General features: G+C 62.5%; 13 protein-coding genes and 1 tRNA gene. 6 read left to right on the plus strand and 8 right to left on the minus strand.

What is annotated here, in order from left to right; all coding sequences use genetic code 11:
- Positions 1 to 83: 83 nt before the first annotated feature.
- From AB5Y81_RS20475 to AB5Y81_RS20485, 3 genes are read left to right on the plus strand one after another with little or no spacing between them, the layout of a single operon-like run.
- Entirely contained in the window at positions 84 to 1,295 is a 1,212-nt protein-coding gene (locus AB5Y81_RS20475) for an ROK family transcriptional regulator (protein WP_005300317.1), read from the plus strand.
- On the plus strand, positions 1,292 to 2,875 hold the full coding sequence (locus AB5Y81_RS20480; RefSeq protein WP_279484411.1) for a sensor histidine kinase: 1,584 nt from the start codon (positions 1,292 to 1,294) through the stop codon (positions 2,873 to 2,875). The genes AB5Y81_RS20475 and AB5Y81_RS20480 overlap by 4 nt, the downstream gene beginning before the upstream one ends.
- Positions 2,876 to 3,541 (plus strand): response regulator, encoded by a 666-nt coding sequence (locus AB5Y81_RS20485; RefSeq protein ID WP_017780091.1) that lies wholly within the window; start codon positions 2,876 to 2,878, stop codon positions 3,539 to 3,541.
- A 78-nt stretch (positions 3,542 to 3,619) separates the two neighbouring features.
- Here the strand turns inward: AB5Y81_RS20485 and AB5Y81_RS20490 are convergent, their stop codons facing one another.
- The 6 genes from AB5Y81_RS20490 to AB5Y81_RS20515 all read right to left on the minus strand — a co-directional run bounded on the left by AB5Y81_RS20490 (position 3,620) and on the right by AB5Y81_RS20515 (position 11,123).
- Entirely contained in the window at positions 3,620 to 5,152 is a 1,533-nt protein-coding gene (locus AB5Y81_RS20490) for a tripartite tricarboxylate transporter permease (protein ID WP_017765438.1), read from the minus strand.
- A gap of 9 nt (positions 5,153 to 5,161) precedes the next feature.
- On the minus strand, positions 5,162 to 5,623 hold the full coding sequence (locus AB5Y81_RS20495) for a tripartite tricarboxylate transporter TctB family protein (protein ID WP_005300329.1): 462 nt from the start codon (positions 5,621 to 5,623) through the stop codon (positions 5,162 to 5,164).
- 57 nt (positions 5,624 to 5,680) lie between these two features.
- A complete protein-coding gene (locus AB5Y81_RS20500; protein WP_279484410.1) occupies positions 5,681 to 6,646 on the minus strand; it encodes a tripartite tricarboxylate transporter substrate binding protein in 966 nt (321 codons plus the stop codon).
- 230 nt (positions 6,647 to 6,876) lie between these two features.
- Positions 6,877 to 8,391 carry a lytic transglycosylase F gene (locus tag AB5Y81_RS20505; protein WP_279484409.1) on the minus strand — a complete coding sequence of 505 codons (1,515 nt, stop codon included), beginning with the start codon at positions 8,389 to 8,391 and terminating at the stop codon, positions 6,877 to 6,879.
- 196 nt (positions 8,392 to 8,587) lie between these two features.
- Positions 8,588 to 10,273: an aspartate:alanine antiporter gene (locus AB5Y81_RS20510; protein WP_010634129.1), complete on the minus strand. Its 1,686-nt coding sequence runs from the start codon at positions 10,271 to 10,273 to the stop codon at positions 8,588 to 8,590.
- 774 nt (positions 10,274 to 11,047) lie between these two features.
- Positions 11,048 to 11,123 (minus strand) — tRNA-Asn (locus AB5Y81_RS20515).
- Between the two features lie 137 nt (positions 11,124 to 11,260).
- Between AB5Y81_RS20515 and uvrB the strand changes: the two genes are divergently transcribed.
- From uvrB to AB5Y81_RS20530, 3 genes are all read left to right on the plus strand, one after another.
- Positions 11,261 to 13,273: an excinuclease ABC subunit UvrB gene (gene uvrB, locus AB5Y81_RS20520; protein ID WP_005300340.1), complete on the plus strand. Its 2,013-nt coding sequence runs from the start codon at positions 11,261 to 11,263 to the stop codon at positions 13,271 to 13,273.
- Positions 13,270 to 13,527 carry a YkvA family protein gene (locus tag AB5Y81_RS20525; protein ID WP_279484408.1) on the plus strand — a complete coding sequence of 86 codons (258 nt, stop codon included), beginning with the start codon at positions 13,270 to 13,272 and terminating at the stop codon, positions 13,525 to 13,527. The genes uvrB and AB5Y81_RS20525 overlap by 4 nt, the downstream gene beginning before the upstream one ends.
- A gap of 166 nt (positions 13,528 to 13,693) precedes the next feature.
- Complete coding sequence (locus tag AB5Y81_RS20530; RefSeq protein WP_005300347.1) at positions 13,694 to 14,347, plus strand: DedA family protein; 654 nt, start codon at positions 13,694 to 13,696, stop codon at positions 14,345 to 14,347.
- 253 nt (positions 14,348 to 14,600) lie between these two features.
- Here AB5Y81_RS20530 and dsbB read toward each other — a convergent pair whose 3' ends face one another.
- Together dsbB and nhaB are read right to left on the minus strand one after the other, a co-directional pair.
- Positions 14,601 to 15,122 carry a disulfide bond formation protein DsbB gene (gene dsbB / locus AB5Y81_RS20535; protein ID WP_005300350.1) on the minus strand — a complete coding sequence of 174 codons (522 nt, stop codon included), beginning with the start codon at positions 15,120 to 15,122 and terminating at the stop codon, positions 14,601 to 14,603.
- Positions 15,123 to 15,208: 86 nt separating this feature from the next.
- Positions 15,209 to 16,789: a Na(+)/H(+) antiporter NhaB gene (gene nhaB / locus AB5Y81_RS20540; protein WP_005300353.1), complete on the minus strand. Its 1,581-nt coding sequence runs from the start codon at positions 16,787 to 16,789 to the stop codon at positions 15,209 to 15,211.
- Positions 16,790 to 17,121: the final 332 nt, after the last annotated feature.

Genomic DNA, 17,121 nt, shown 5'->3' on the forward strand with positions numbered 1-17,121 from the left:
GGTTCAGGCCGCACTTTATTTGGGGATTGATCAATAATGTGTGAAAATTGTCGCCCTCTGTGTCAGCTGTTGCCCCTTACCCTATGAATGAGATCGTGAAAGGCAGTATCGATTTGATCCGTCAGCTCAACTATGGCCTGGTCTACGCCAGCCTGGAGGAGCACAAGGAGCTGTCCCGTACCGATCTCTCCCGCTTGACCGGCCTCTCGCCTGCCAGCATCACCAAGATCACCCGCGAGCTGCTCGACGGCGGTCTGGTGGTCACCTGCGGCGAGAGCTCGGTGGGGCGCGGTCGCCGCCAGACCCTGCTGCGCATCAACGAGCGCCGCTTCCAGTTTCTCTCCATGCGCCTGGGTCGCGGTTATGTGGACATGGCACTGTTCGATCTGGCCGGTCGCTCCCTTGCTCGCCATCGTCACGTGTTCAGCGAAGGGGAGCGCGCCGACCTGCTGGCCAGCCTGGTGCGGGCCATCGAGGGCTTCTTGCCCAAAAAAGCGCTGCGCCTCGCCTGCATCGCCCTCTGCCTGCCCGGGCAGGTGGAGCGCCACTCCGGCATGGTCAAGCACTTTCCCTTCTACGATCTGCGAAACTGGCCGCTCGGTCCCACCCTGCAGGAGGCCTTCGCGGTGCCCGTGCTGGTCAGTGGCGACGTGCGCACCTGGATCCAGGCCGAGCGTGAGTGGGGTGCCGCCAAGAACTGCGCCGATGCGGTGCTGGTGTTCGTGCACAACGACATCGGGGTCGGCATGGTGGTCAACGGCCAGCTTATCGAGAGCGAGAACGCGCTGCTCGGCGATCTCAGCCACCTGCAGCTCGAACCCTACGGTCAGCGCTGCTACTGCGGCGGCTTCGGCTGTGCCTGCACCCTGGTGACCAATCAGGCGCTGGAGGCGCAATACCGGGATCTGCGCGAGCGGATGCAGGAGCACGATCTGCCCGAGAGCGTCACCATTCGCGAGCTGTGCGAGCTGGCGCTGGCGGGCAACAGCCTCTGCCAGGACATTCTCCATCAGGCGGCGGGGCGGCTCTCCCGGGTGCTCTCCAACCTCATCTGTCTGCTCAATCCGGGCAAGTTGCTGCTGGGGGGGGAGATCACCCGCGCCGATCGGCTGCTGTTCCCCATGCTGCACCAGTCGCTGGCCAGCCAGTTGCCGGCCGAGTACCTGGTGCGCCTGCAGATCGAGTCCACCCACTTCTACGAAGATCCCACCAAGCCCACCTCGGTGCAGGTGCACAAGGCCCTGCGCGACGGCAGCCTGCTGCTCGACTTGTTGCGAGGCGACAAGGAGGCATGAGGCTGGGGTTGCAAGGACGCATCCTGCTCATGCTCTGTCTGGTCAGTCTGCTGCAGCTGGTGCTGCTGAGCGGGGCCAGTTACTACTATGTGTCCGAGCAGCGCTACCGCGAGGTGGGGGATCAGGCCCTCGACGTGGCGCGACTGGTGGCGCGGGAGTCCGGTGTCATCGCCGGGGTGAAACGGGCCGACACCGCCCGCCTCAATGTGCTGGTGGAGCGGATCCGCGTCGAGGTCGGTGCCAGCTACATCGTCGTTGGCGATAAGGACGCGCGCCGGCTGGTGCACCCCAATGCGGATCGCATCGGCCAACCCATGATGGGGGATGACCCGCAACGGGCCTTGCAGGGGGAGTCCTACATCTCCCGCGCTCAAGGATCCCTCGGGGTCTCGGTGCGTGGCAAGAGCCCCATCCACGATGAGCTCGGTCAGATCATCGGGGTGGTCTCGGTCGGTTATCTGGTGCGGGATATCGAGGCCGATCTGCAGGGCTTTCTGCATTTCGGTCTCGCCATGACCTTGCTCATCGTGCTGCTCAACAGCCTGGCCGCCGCCTGGCTGTCCCGCCGTTACAAACGGGCGCTGCTCGGCTTCGAGCCCGAGCAGATGGGGCGTCTCTACACCGAACTCGACTGCACCCTGCGCACCGTGCGCGAGGGGATCCTCACCATCGACGAGCAGGGGCGGCTCACCTCCCTCAACCCCAATGGCATCCGCTTGCTGCGTCTGGACGAGGCCACCGCCCGGGCCGCCATCGGCCAGCCGGTCACCCGGCTGCTGCCGGAGAGCCGCATGCTCTCCCTCATTCAGGATCCGCGCCCCCAGTTTGATGAAGAAATTGTGCTCAACGGCCAGTCCCTCATCGTCAACCGGCTGCCGCTGGTGCGGGACGGCAAGCTCATCGGCGCGGTGTCGAGCTTTCGGCGCAAGGACGAGCTGGCCGAGCTCAGTGCCCAGCTCTCCCAGGTGCAGGCCTACAGCGATCTGCTGCGGGTGCAGACCCACGAGCACCACAACCAGCTCGGCACCATCGCCGGGCTCATCGAGCTGGGCGCCACTGGCGAGGCGCTCGCCTTCATCGGGCGGGAGGCGGCCACCGAGCAGAGCCTGCTCAACTTCCTGATGACGGCCATCGCCAAACCCAAGGTGGCCGGCCTGCTGCTCGGCAAGTACCACAGGGCCCACGAGCTGGGGCTGGTACTGGAGGTGGACCCGGATTCTCGCCTGCACGACATCCCCCTTCGCGTCAGCGGCTCCCAGCTGGTGACTGTGCTGGGCAACCTCATCGACAATGCCTTCGAGGCGACCCGCCGTCACGGCGCCCCCTACCAGCCGGTGCGGGTGGCCCTGAGCGATCTCGGCCAGGATCTCATTCTGGAGGTGGAAGACGGGGCCGGCGGCATCGATCCTGCGCTGGCAGATCGGCTGTTTGAGCGGGGGGTGAGCAGCAAGGCGGAGCCTGATCACGGCATCGGCCTCTCTCTGGTGCGCAAGACCCTGGATGCCCTGCAGGGGCAGATCACCATTGAAGCCACGGCGCAGGGAAGTTGCGTCGTCTGTTACATTCCCAAGGAGGTGTGAGTGATCAAGATCCTGATCGTCGAGGACGATCCGGCCATCGCCGAGATCCACCGCCGCTTCGTGCAGCGGCTGGCAGGTTTCGAAGTATTGGGGGTGGCGCTCACCCTGTTCGATGCCAGGGAGCAGATCGCCATCCTCAAGCCCGATCTGGTGCTGCTGGATGTCTGGCTGCCCGATGGCGAGGGTTTTGCCCTGTTGCGCGAGCTGCGCCAGGCCGGGGCCAGTCTGGACGTCATCCTGCTCACCGCGGCGCGGGAGGCCGGTGCCCTGCAGGAGGCGATGCGGCTCGGGGTGGTGGATTTCATCTTGAAGCCCGTGGTGTTCGAGCGGCTGCGCGACACCCTCGACAAATATTGCCAGAGCCGCGCCGCCCTGGCGGCCCTGGCGGACATCGATCAGCAGGCGGTGGACGCCCTGTTTGGCACGCCGTTGCAGCAGGTGGCGGCGGGTGGCCTGCCTAAGGGGATCGACGGCCTCACCCTGCAGCGGGTGCTGGCGGCCTTGACCCAGCAAGGAGCCAGCGCCGAGGAGATCGGTGGCCGGGTCGGGGTGAGCCGCACCACGGCGCGCCGCTATCTGGAGTTTCTGGTGGGCCAGCAACTGGCGAGTCCGGAGCTGGAGTACGGCACCGTCGGCCGGCCGGAGCGGCGTTATCGCCAGCCCTGACTGGCGTAACCCCCCATCCTGTCTTGCCAATAAAAAGAGCGCCTGTCGGCGCTCTTTTGCTGTGTGGGATCCGCCAACTCAGCTTGGTTCGGATTGCAGTGTGGCGGCCGGTGCGCGGCGCGCCTGCCACCACTGCCACAGCGGCAACAGCAGCATGGTCAGGGTGATCACCGTGAAGGCCAGGGTGATGGGGCGCTCCCAAAGGAAGCTCAGGCTGCCGTCGTTGATCACCAGGGCCCGGCGCAGGTTGTCCTCCAGCATGCCCCCCAGGATAAAACCGAGCAACATGGGCGCCATGGGGAAGGTGAGCAGGCGCAGGCCGATGGCGATCAGCGCCACCAGAGTCATCACGTGGATGTCCATGGTGTTGAAGGAGACCAGATAGACCCCGGTCAGGGAGAACAGCAGCACCATGGGGATAAGCACGGGGCGTGGCACCGCCAGTACCTTGGCCAGATAGGGGATGAGGGGGAGGTTCAGGATCAACAGCACCACGTTGCCCAGGTACATGGAGATGATCACCGACCAGAAGACGTCCGGATGCTCCATGAAGAGGCGCGGGCCCGGCTGGATGCCGTAGGCCACCAGGGCGCCCAGGATGAGGGCCGTGGTGCCCGAGCCCGGGATCCCCAGGGTCAGCAGAGGCACGAAGGAGCCGGTGGAGGCGGCGTTGTTGGCCGCCTCCGGGGCGGCCAGACCGCGCAGGCTGCCCTGACCGAATTGCTCCTGGCGCTGCTTGCCGGCGATGTTGCGCTCGGCGCCGTAGGCCATGAAGGCGGCGATGGTGGCGCCGGCCCCCGGCAGCACGCCGATGAGAAAGCCCAGCACCGAGGAGCGGGCGATGGGGGGCGCTATCTCCCTGACCTCCTCCTTGCTCAGCTTGAGGCTGCCGAGCTGCTGCATCTGCCTGGCTTCTTCCTCGCTGTTGTCCTTGCCGGGGCGCAATACCGCCATCAGGATCTCCGCCAGAGCGAAGGTGGCCATGGCCAGCAGCAGGAAGGAGAAACCGTCACGCAGGTCCGGCAGACCGAAGGTGAACCTGTCCACCCCGACGCTGCGGTCGATGCCGATGGTGGAGATCATGATGCCGAACAGCGCCATGATCAGCGCCTTGAGCACCTGCCCCTTGCCGGCAAAGGCTGCCACGGCGGAGAGCCCCAGCACCATGAGGGCGAAGTAGTCCGCCGACTGGAAGGAGAGGGAGACCTTGGCCAGCAGCGGCGCCGCCACCATCAGCATGATGGCGGAGAGGGTGCCGCCGGTGAAGGAGGCGTAGGCGGCGATGGCCAGCGCCTTGCCCGCCTGTCCCTTGCAGGCCAGGGGGTAGCCGTCGAAGGCGGTGACCACGGTGGCGGAGCAGCCGGGGGCGTTGATCAGGATGGAGGAGGTGGATCCCCCGAAGATGGCGCCGTAATAGACGCCGGCCATCAGGATGATGCCGGAGGAGGGATCCAGGCCGTAGGTGATGGGGATCATCAGGGCGATGGCGGTGACCGGGCCAAGGCCCGGCAGCATGCCGATAAAGGTGCCGATGAAGCAGCCAAGCACCACCATCATCAGGTTGACCGGCAACAGTGCGGTGCCGAGTCCTTGCAAGATTCCGTCTAACATGGTGACTCCTTAGAAACCGAGCAGGGTAAACAGGCGACCCGGCTCCAGATAGACGTTGAGCCCCTTGGTGAGCAGGGCCCAGAAACCGATGGAGAAGGGGACGCTGATCATCAGGCCGTAGCGCAGGCTGGGCTCACCCAGTACCCGGATGCCCACGCTCAGGAAGGCGATGGTCGAGAGCACGAAGCCAAACCAGGTGAGCCCCAGTCCGTAAATGACCATGAGCCCGAGCAGGATGAAGACCCGGCGCCAGTCCCCCTCTTCCCGGCGCAGGGGCTCACCCCCGGGAAAGAGCACCAGCAGCAGGGAGAGCAGCGCCCCGATCCCGGCCAGGGCATAGGGCAGGGTACTGGCGGTGAAGGGTTCGTATTCGTCGCCGGGGTAGCCCGGTATCTCGGTGGCGTAATAGCCATAGGCGAGGGAGAGCAGCAGAAACAGCAGGCCCCCCAGTCGCTCTTTGGTGATGTTCATCTCTTGACTCCAACATGAGCGGCGGGCCTGCGCCCGCCTGCGATGTGACAACGAGGGTTACTTGATGAAGCCGAGCTCGCGCATCAGGCCGCCGATCTGCTGCTCCTGGCCGTCGAGGAAGGCGGTGAACTCGGGACCCGACTTGTAGAGGTTGGTCCAGTTGTTGCGGCTGCGGACCACTTCCCACTCCGGCTTGTCGTACATCTGCTTGAGCAGGGCGGCAAACTCGGCGGATTTCTCCGGGCTGATGGTGGGGGAGGCGAAGTAACCGCGCCAGTTGGCGAAGATGGTGGGATTGTTCTGCTCGCTGAAGGTGGGGATCTGCTCCGCCCCCGGCAGGCGCTTGTCGGAAGTGACCCCGAGGATCCGCATCTGGCCCGACTTGACCGCTTCCATCGCCTCGCCAAAGCCGGTGGAGATGGCCTGGGTTTCCCCGGCCAACACGGCGGCCATGGCGCTGCCGCCGGCATCGTAGGCGACGTAGCGCAGCTTGCTGGCGTCGGCACCGGCGTTCTTGAAGGTCAGGGCGGCGACCAGGTGATCCAGGCTGCCACGGGCTGAGCCACCGGCGATCTTCACCTTGGCCGGGTTTTCCTCGTAGGCGGCCAGCAGCTGGGCCCAGTTCTGATAAGGGGAGTCCGCCTTGACCGCCAGCGCCTGGTAGTCGGCGATGATGGCGGCCACCGGGGTCAGATCACGGAAGGACTGGGGCAGCTCCTTGGAGAGGGATTTGACGATGATGGGGGTGGAGTTGACCATCAGAGTCTTGTCGGACTGGGCCGAGGTCTCGATGAGGTGGGCGATGGCCTTGGCGCCGCCACCGGCGGACATGTTCTGATAGGAGACGGTCTTGACCAGACCGGACTTGGCCAGCACTTCACCGGTGCCGCGGGCCGTGGTATCCCAGCCGCCGCCGGCACCGCCCGGGATCAGGAAGTGGACTTCGTTGATCTGGGCGTGGGCGCCGAAGCTCAGTGCGAGCAGGCTACCGATCAGGGTGCGCTTGAAGGTTCCTTGCAACATGGTGCTCTCCTTGTGATTGTTGCAGGAAGGTTAATTAATCATGTCTGACTGGAAAACAATCTGACCGTAATGGCTATTAAGGCTGTTGTGCCCATTTTGTTCATTCTGGTCATGACAGGGAGAGCAGCTCGCTCATGGCAGGCCGGAAGGGGGCAGGCTGCACTGCGCCGCCGGCTGAAAAGGCGCGAGGCTCCCGTCAGAAGAGGTGCCTCGCGAAAGAGGGGGCTGACTTATCCCTGTGATGCGGGGGCGGCGGAGACCTGGTCGCCGCTGGCGCCCTGCTGCTTGATGGCCTCGCTCGCCTGCTGCTTGCGCTGCAACTGCTCCACCACCAGCTTGTAGGCGATGTAGTACTTGTAGATGTTGCCCACGTAGGTGACGGTCTCGGGCCCTATCTTCTCCGCCGCCACGTACTCGACGTTGTGAAACCAGACGTTGGGATCCAGTCCTCGTTTCTTGGCCTCGGTGCGCAGCCGTGCCACCCGGGCGGGGCCGGCATTGTAGGAGGCGAACGAGAAGAGCGCCTTGTCGAGGGCTGTCATGGGCTCGTCCGCATAGTAGTGGTCGATCATCCAGCGCATGTATTTGACGCCGCCATGGATATTGGGCTCAAGCTGGCGGATGTCGCCCACCTTCAGGCCCTTGCCGGTGGTGGGCATGATCTGCATGATGCCGATGGCGCCGACGTGGCTGCGCGCCTGATGGTTGAGGGCTGACTCCTGGTAGCCCTGGGCTGCCATCAGCAGCCAGTCCACCTCGTATTTCTCGCCATACGCGTGAAACAGATCCACCACCTGCAGAAACTTCTTGCGCTCGGCCTCGGCGGCGGCGCTTTTGACGAACTTGTTCTGCTTGAGATAGCGGGCGAGGAGCTCGTCCCCGGTCGCCTTGCCGCGCAGCGCCTTGATCTGTTCGTTGAGCATGGCCAGCAGTTGCGAGCTCTCCTTGCGCACCGCCCAGGCGATGACGCCCCCTTGCCGGAACACCGGCTGTTCATGGATCCGGATGGCGGGAAAGATTTTCCGCCAGAAGCGCGCCTTGTGCTCGTCCATGACGATGAAAGGGAGCAGGCCGGCGTTGACCATCTCCACCAGATCTTCGTCCTCCAGTGCCTCGGGGGCCGGCTGAATGTCGATGAGCGGCTCTCCCGCCGCCTTGCGTGCCTGGTTGTAGGCCATGAGGCTCTCGAAGTAGCTGGAGGAGGGGCGCACGTAGATGCGCTGGCCGGCCAGGTCGGCGGCACTTTCCACCTTGGGGGAGAGGGGGCCGGAGATGAGCAGCTCCCGCACGTTGTCGAGCAGGGGGGCGGTGAATGCCACGCCCTGCTCCTTGCGCTTGTCCGTGATGGTGAGGTTGGCGGCGGCGATGTCACCCTTGCCCGCGATGAGGGCATCCAGCAGGGCCTCGCGCGCCACCGGGATGAAGATCAGGTGCAGCTTGAGATGGCGCTTGAGGTTCTTTTGCTTGCGCAACTGCTCGTTGAGCCGCTTCTCCAGCAACATGAAGGCGTCATAGGTGACGCCCCGCTGTATCCCTTTGTCGATGAAGTAACCTGTCTTGTTGTAGGTGGTGAGCACCCGGATGGAGCGCCGTGCCAGCATGGCATCGAGATCGCCAAGCTGGGGCTGGGCCAGCTGGTCGCTGTTGAACGTCAGTGCGGCCGGCTCGGCGTCGGCCTGCGCTGGCGTTGCGGCCTGCAGCGGGCCACACAGCAGTCCGCACAGGAGGATCCATAACCGCGTCATGATACTGCCCTCGTCTGTTTCATTGAGTGTAAGCGGTGGAGGATGGGGGCTTTAGCTCATTGGGTTTGCTCGGCGGGGGGTGGATAGCACCATCGGCCCTATCCGATGAGAGGGCAGGCAGCGGGGAAGTGGGGAACAGAGCAGAGAATAAAAAGGGGAGCCTCAGTGGCTCCCCTTTGACGACACTTGGTCGGCGCTAGAACCAGAAGCCGATGATGAAGGAGCCTGCCAGGGTCAGCATGACGTTGGCCACCGCATAGGTGCCGGCATAGCCGAGCGCCGGGATGGAGCTGTTGGCCGCCTCGTTCACCACGTCCATGGCCGGGGCGCAGGTACGGGCCCCGGTGATGGCACCGAGCAGCAGGGCCGGGTTCATCTTCAGTACCCAGACGCCGAACAGGTAGCCCACCAGCACCGGCAAGGTGGTTACCAGCATGCCGGAGAAGAGCACCACCATCCCCACTTCGCTCAGGTGATCCAGGATGCCGCCACCGGCTTTGAGGCCGGTGCTCACCATGAAGACGGCAAGGCCGAGATCCTTGGCCAGACGCAGGGCGCCTGGCGGCACATAGCCCACCGTGGGGTGGTTGGCGCGCAGGTAGCCCATCAGGATCCCCGCCAGCAGCAGGCCGACGGCGTTGCCGAGGCCAAACTCCAGCTGGCCGAACACCAGGGAGACGGAGCCAATCAGCAGACCCAGCACGAAGAAGGTGGTAAAGGCCACCAGATCCGTGGTCTGGCTGTGAATGCTGATGAAGCCGATCTTGTTGGCCAGCAGCTTGACCCGCTGCTTCTCGCCGCTGATCTGCAGCACGTCGCCCTTTTGCAGCATGATGTTGCGATCGAACGGCATCTCGATCTGGGAGCGCACCACCCGGTTGAGGAAGCAGCCCTTCTCGGTGAGGTTGAGCTCCACCAGGTGGCGACCCACCACGGCGTCGTTCTTCACCACTATCTCTTCGGTGACGATCTGCAGGTCAAGCAGGTTGCGGTCGAACACCTCCTTGCCGTTGCGGTAGTTGACGTCGAGCTTCTCGTGACTCTCGGGGTAGCCCACCAGGGCGATCTCGTCCCCTTCCTGGATGACGGCGTCACCATCCGGACTCGCCAGGATGCCGTTGCGGCGGATCCGCTCCACGTAGCAGCCGGTGTGAGGATAGATGCCGGTCTCGCGCAGGGTGCGACCACCGATCCAGGCCGCCAGCTCGGGGCCGACCCGGTAGGCGCGGATGATGGGCAGGTAGGTCTTGCGGCTCTCGTTGTCGGAGAGACCGCGCTCGCGGGCGATCTTCTGCGCCTCGGTGTTGAGGTCGAGCCGTGCCAGCGAGGGGAGGTAGCGCACCACCATCATCAGGCCCACCAGTCCTACCAGGTAAGTCAGGGCATAGCCGATGCCCATGTTGTCCAGCACCGACTGCATGTCGGTTTGATGGGGGAGGTTGAGCAGGCCGCTGCGCAGGGCATCCTGGGCCCCCACCAGCGCCGGGGTCGAGGTGAGCGAACCGGCCAGGATGCCGGCCGCCATGCCCGGTCCCAGGTTGAAGAACTTGGCCAGTCCCACGGTAAGGAAGAGGGCGGTCAGCAGGATCACCAGGGTCAGGGTGATGTAGTGGATGCCGTCGCGCAGGAAGACGCTGAAGAAATGCGGCCCCGCTTCGATCCCCACACAGAAGATGAACAGCATGAAGCCGACGTTCTCCGTGGTGGTGCTGAATTCGAAGCCCATCTGGCCGAACAGCAGGGCGGTGAACAACACGCCTATGGTGTTGCCTATCTGAAAGTTGCCAACCCTGACTTTACCGAGCAGCAGGCCGAAGGCCAGTACCACGAACAGCAGCAGGGAGTCGCTTTGATGTAGCAGTGTCACGAAATCTATGGTCATGCCCGGAAAAACCGAGGAAAAAAGTGGGGCCGACATTGTGCCGGATCCCTCACCAATAAAGAAGCGTCAAAGGCGCATTAATCGGTACTAACCCGCCACCGCCATGGGGGTCATGAGGGAAACTGCGGGGCACCTGCGGCAATGACCTCTATTTCCCTCTGTCAGCCCCGTTGTCAATTAGTGATTCCTGCTATCTGTGATCCTCGTCTTTGGGGGCCGCTTGAAATTTTACGCTCTGCTGTTTGGTCGGCTGATTTGGCTCTCTGGCAGCATTTTTGACTGATGGGAATGGGATGAGTCTGGCGGTTGGTCGCGGCCCGCCCGTGCAGGGTGACCCATCCGTGGCGGGATGGCGAAAAGATATCTGTAAAAAGCATCTGATGGGGGCACTGGCGACCCATTCGGGGGGCTCGGCAAAAACAGCAGAAAATGAGGTTGGCGAGTCAAACGTGCCGGCCTTGCCGGCAATGGCCTGCCAGCCTAGGCCGTCATTGGCTTTGGCCTACTTACCCACAGAAACTGTGGATAACCCTGTTCATGAAACTTGGTGATCAGGCTGTAGCCCGCGCCAATACTGGGCTGCAAGGGCTGTTCAAAAAATACCAGATAAAGATTGTTTCTATAAAAATCAAATAGTTACGCGCAGCAGAACAAAACGCTGTCGAGGCGGATGGGGGAGAAAAAGGGAGAGGTCACCGCAGGGTGCGGCTTGTGCATTAAAATTGGTAGAGGAAAGCACTAAAGTGGATAACTTGCACCGAGATGGTGAGGAATTGGCTCCCCCGACTGGACTTGAACCAGTGACATACGGATTAACAGTCCGCCGTTCTACCGACTGAACTACGGGGGAACATCAGGCAAGGAGGAGCATCATACAGAGGTCGCATTTCGAGGTCAATAGCCGCTTCTGCTGCCAGAGTAGATACCCAGGCCACCCCATCTCGGAGTACACTTCTGCTCTTGCGTATTTTTTTGCCGGGAGTCGTCATGAGCAAGTTATTCAAGCTGGCCAGCCAGTTTCAACCCGCCGGGGATCAGCCGAGGGCCATTGCCCAGCTGCTCGACGGCATCGAGTCTGGCCTCGCCCATCAGACCCTGCTCGGGGTGACCGGTTCGGGCAAGACCTTCACCATGGCCAACGTCATCGCGACCCTCAACCGTCCCACCATGATCCTGGCTCCCAACAAGACCCTGGCGGCCCAGCTCTATGGGGAAATGAAGGAGTTCTTCCCCGACAACGCGGTGGAGTATTTCGTCTCTTATTACGACTACTACCAGCCCGAGGCCTATGTGCCGACCACCGACACCTTCATCGAGAAGGATGCCTCCATCAACGATCACATCGAGCAGATGCGGCTGTCGGCCACCAAGGCGCTGCTGGAGCGGCGCGACGTGGTGATCGTCGCCTCGGTGTCGGCCATCTACGGCCTGGGGGATCCGCAGGCCTACCTCAGCATGATGCTGCATCTCAAAGTGGGGGACGTCATCAACCAGCGGGACATATTGCGCCGCCTCGCCGAGCTGCAATACACCCGCAACGACATGGCCTTCCAGCGCGGCACCTTCCGGGTGCGGGGGGAGGTGATGGACATCTACCCCGCCGAGTCTGACAAACTGGCCCTGCGGGTGGAGCTGTTTGACGAGGAGGTGGAGCGGCTCTCCCTGTTCGATCCGCTGACCGGCGCCATCGAGCAGACGGTGGTGCGCTACACCATCTACCCCAAGACCCACTACGCCACCCCGCGCGAGACCATCCTGGGGGCCATCGAGCACATCAAGGAGGAGCTCAAGGGGCGGCGCGAGCAGTTGTTGTCCCTCAACAAGCTGGTGGAAGAGCAGCGCATCAGCCAGCGCACCCAGTTTGACATGGAGATGATGCAGGAGCTGGGTTACTGCTCCGGCATCGAGAACTACAGCCGCTACCTCTCCGGCCGGGCGCCGGGGGAGCCGCCACCCACCCTGTTTGACTATCTGCCGGGGGACGGCCTGCTCATCATCGACGAATCCCACGTTACCGTGCCGCAGATCGGCGCCATGTTCAAAGGGGACAGATCCCGCAAGGAGACCCTGGTGGAGTACGGCTTCCGGCTGCCGTCGGCGCTGGACAACCGGCCGCTCAAGTTCGACGAGTTCGAGGCGCTGATGCCGCAGACGGTGTTCGTCTCGGCGACCCCGGGTCCCTACGAGCTGGACAAATCCGGCGGCGATGTGGTGCAGCAGGTGGTGCGCCCCACTGGTCTGCTTGACCCCGAGGTGGAAGTGCGGCCGGTCAGCACCCAGGTGGACGATCTGCTCTCCGAGATCCGCAAGCGGGTCGCCGTGGAGGAGCGGGTGCTGGTCACGACGCTTACCAAGCGGATGGCGGAAGACTTGACCGAATACCTGGCAGATCACGAGGTGCGGGTGCGCTATCTACACTCCGACATCGACACCGTGGAGCGGGTGGAGATCATCCGCGACCTGCGCCTTGGCAAGTTCGACGTGCTGGTGGGCATCAACCTGCTGCGCGAAGGGCTCGACATGCCGGAGGTCTCCCTGGTGGCCATCCTGGATGCAGATAAAGAGGGCTTCCTGCGCTCCACCCGTTCGCTTATCCAGACCATAGGCCGGGCGGCGCGCAACCTCAACGGCAAGGTGATCCTCTACGGGGATACCATCACCAACTCCATGAAGGTGGCGATTGAAGAGACCGAGCGGCGCCGCGCCCTGCAGCACGCCCATAACCTGGAGCACGGCATCACGCCGAAGGGGCTCAACAAGTCCATCGGCGATGTGATGGACATGGGGGGCAGCCGCACCGCGGGCAAGGCCGGCAAGGGGAGTCGCAAGGCTGCCGAGCCGCAAGGGGAGTACCACGCCCGCTCCGCCAGCGAGATCGCCAAGGAGATCAAACGAATGGAGGAGCAGATGTTCCAGCATGCGCGGGATCTGGAGTTCGAGCAGGCAGCGGCGCTGCGGGATCAGATCCAGCGGCTGCGCGGCGAGCTGATCGAGTCATGAGCGCCAGACGCTGGCTCATCTGGCGGCGCCTGCGTCGCCTCTATCAGGGCTTTCGCCATCCTGCCACCCCCTGGTGGGCCAGGGGGCTGGTGATCCTGGTGCTGCTCTACGGCATCAGCCCGGTGGATCTGGTGCCGGATCTGCTACCGTTTGTCGGTTGGCTTGATGATGCCACCCTGCTGTTGCTCCTCCTGTGGGGTTGGGAGCGCTGTCTGCCGGCGCCGGTGCGCAAGGATCTGGAGAGCGCCTCCTGAGCGGTCAGGGCACGACAGGTTTGCGATATCGGGGGGAGGCTGAGGCGGGATAAAGGGTTTCATTCGAGCGACGCCTGACGGCGAGAACAGGAGGCAGTCCACAGCGATTGTGGCCTGCCTGGCATTGGCGTAGACTCCACGCCGTTCACATCATGAGTATGGAAAAATGGATCTGATCCTCTTTGCAATCGACTTTATCCTGCACGTTGACGTGCATCTGAAAGAGCTGTTTGAAAACTACGGTATCTGGGTTTACGCCATCCTGTTTCTCATTATCTTCTGCGAGACCGGACTGGTGGTCACCCCCTTCCTGCCGGGTGACTCCCTGCTGTTTGCCGCCGGTGCCCTCACCGTGGGCAGCGTACTGGACGTGCACACCTTGGCGGCCGTGCTGATCATCGCTGCCGTGCTCGGCAACGTGGTGAACTACACCATAGGCCACTTCTTCGGTGAGCAGCTGTTTCGCAACCCGGACTCCAAGATCTTCCGGCGGGACTATCTGGACAAGACCCACGCCTTCTACGCCAGACACGGTGGCAAGACCATCATCATCACCCGCTTCCTGCCCATAGTGCGCACCTTCGCCCCCTTCGTGGCGGGCATGGGGGCCATGACCTATCCGCGCTTCCTGGCGTTCAATCTGGTGGGAGGGCTCTTGTGGGTGATCTCCTTTGTCTACGCCGGCCACTTTTTCGGCAACCTGCCGGTGGTGCGTCAGAACTTTACCCTGCTCATCTTCGGCATCATCGGTATCTCGCTGCTGCCCATGGTGATCGGCATGGTGAAAGCCAAGCTCAACGCCGGCAAGGTGGCTTCCTGAGTCAGCCTTGTTGGCCGTGTCATGAGAGGGAGCCGCAGGCTCCCTTTTTTGTTTGAGCATGGTGCTGATTACTGATTTCTCACTGATGAGCCTGGAGGAAAGGCCAATCGGCGAGCAAGCAGGCCGTCACCGGGATGGCTGGCAGGGGAGCGAGACGTTGAAGAGCGATATCAGAGCTCAAGACGCCGCCCGCAGTCTTCATGAAAAAGGGAGCCACTGGCTCCCTTTTCGCGACGGATGATGTTGATCCGACCTAGTTGCAGCAGCGCCCCTTGACCAGGTTGCCGATGGCCACCACAACGAACACCAGCAAGTAGGCGGCGAAGATGGCCACCAGCCACTGGGGCATGGAGAAGCTCAGGAACTGCCAGCTGACCTCGCTGCAGTCGCCATCCGGGAAGAACATCCAGGGGATCCACTGATCCAGCGGTGCCCAGCTCGGGAAGTCGACAAACCCTTCGCAGACATTGAAGGGAGAGGGGTTCACCTGATAGTCCACATGCTTGAGCGCCAGCTTCAGGCCCCAGAAGGCACTGGCGCCCCACATCAGCAGGGCGCTCCAGCGCACATACCATTTCTGCGGAGCCACCATGCCGAGCAGCGCCGCCATGAGGACCCCGAGAGTGGCGAGCCGCTCATAGATGCACATGACGCAGGGATGCAGACCCAGCACGTGCTGGAAGAAGAGGGCGCTCAACTCGAGGAACAGGGCGGAGGCTGCAAGCAGGCCCCATGCCAGGCGATGGGCGGCTATACGTCGCAGAAACTCTATCATCTGGTTGATCTCACAGAAAAAACAGTGGCTGAATTAGAGCAGAGCAGGGGCTAAAAAGAAAGGGCCCTGGCGGGCCCTCATGGCACTCAGTAGAGTGCGGACAGTACCGCAGGCGCGGCGTTGTCGAGCGTCAACCAGCCGGCCTGATAGTACCAGTCGGTGAGCGGGCCGAGCAGAAACTCCACCGAGAAGAAACCCACCAGACCCAGCACCAGGGTATAGGGCAGCGCCATCCACACCATCCGGCCGTAGGAGAGGCGCAGCAGCGGCGCCAGTGCCGACGTCAGCATGAACAGGAAGGCGGCCTGGCCGTTGGGGGTGGCCACCGACGGCAGGTTGGTACCGGTGTTGATGGCCACCGCCAGCAGCTCAAACTGCTCGCGGCTGATGGCATTGTTGAGCAGGGCGGTCTTCACCTCGTTGATGTAGACGGTGCCGACGAAGACGTTGTCACTGACCATGGAGAGCAGGCCGTTGGCCAGATAGAAGAGCGCGAGCTGGGCGTCCGGCTCGGCGGCCAGTACCCACTGGATAACCGGCTTGAACAGCTGCTGATCGATGATGACGGCGACCACGCTGAAGAAGACGGCCAGCAGGGCGGTAAAGGGCAGTGCCTCCTGGAATGCCTTGCCGAGGGAGTGCTCTTCGGTGATGCCGGTGAGGGAGGTGGCCAGTACGATGACCGACAGACCGATGAGGCCCACCGCCGCCAGGTGCAGGGCAAGCCCCAGAATGAGCCAGAGGGCGATCACCGCCTGCACGATCAGCTTGGCCTTGTCCTGAGCGGTGCGCTCGGCCTCTTCATAACGGTTGTAATCCTCCATGATGCGACGTACCGCGTCCGGCAATTTGGCGCCATAGCCAAACCAGCGACACTTTTCGACCAAGACGCAGGTCAGCAGACCGCAGATAAACACCGGAACCGTGACCGGAGACATGCGAATGGCGAATTCGACGAAGTTCCAGCCGGCCTGTTCACCGATGATCAGGTTCTGCGGCTCTCCCACCAGGGTGCAGACGCCACCGAGGGCAGTACCGATGGCGGCATGCATCATCAGGCTGCGCAGGAAGGCGCGAAAGTCATCCAGGTGTTGACGATTGAGCTCGTTGACGGTGCCATCATCGGTGTAATCGTGGGAGTGGCCAAACTCCTTGCCGGAGGAGACCTTGTGATAGATGGCGTAGAAGCCGGTGGCGACGCTGATCACCACGGCAATCACGGTGAGGGCATCGAGGAAGGCTGACAGGAAGGCGGAGACCAGACAAAATGCCAGGGATAGCATCGTTTTGGAGCGGATCCGGATCAGCAGCTTGGTGAACACGTAGAGCAACAGCTGCTTCATGAAGTAGATGCCGGCCACCATGAACACCAGCAGCAGCAGCACTTCGATATTGGCGACCAGTTCGTGTTTGACCTGCTGTGCCGAGGTCATGCCGATCAGCACTGCCTCGATGGCCAGCAGGCCGCCGGGTTGCAGCGGATAACACTTGAGGGCCATGGCCAGGGTGAAAATGAACTCGACGACCAGCAGCCAGCCGGCCATGAAGGGATCGAGATAAAAGGCGATCGGGTTGATCAGCAGGAATAGAAGAATAGCGGCCTTGTACCACTGGGGGGCGTTGCCCAGAAAGTTCCTGGCAAAGGCTTGCCCTAAGCTGATTGGCATAATAATGGGTCTCTGTTTTGTGGTTGGTATCTGCGTCTATGCAGTCAAGACAGGCTCGACCAGAACATCCGGATGTTGTCCCTTATCAGATTGATTCCTCATGATTTTAATCAAAAAGAGCATTAACTATAAATAACATAGTCGCGCTTGCCCATGAGTATGGTGGTTTTATGGGCAATCCAGGGGTTGGCTGGCACCTATTGCCGGCTTAAATACATTTTTTTAACAAAATCCCCCGCTGATGTGAGCAGAGGACTGACCTTCTGCTTGCCAGCCCTCCCTGCTTTGCTATTATTCGTGAGCCTTTTTTACGTACTACAACAGAGTCACTA

It is taken from the genome of Aeromonas sp. s2, from assembly GCF_040907935.1.
Lineage (GTDB): Bacteria > Pseudomonadota > Gammaproteobacteria > Enterobacterales > Aeromonadaceae > Aeromonas > Aeromonas dhakensis.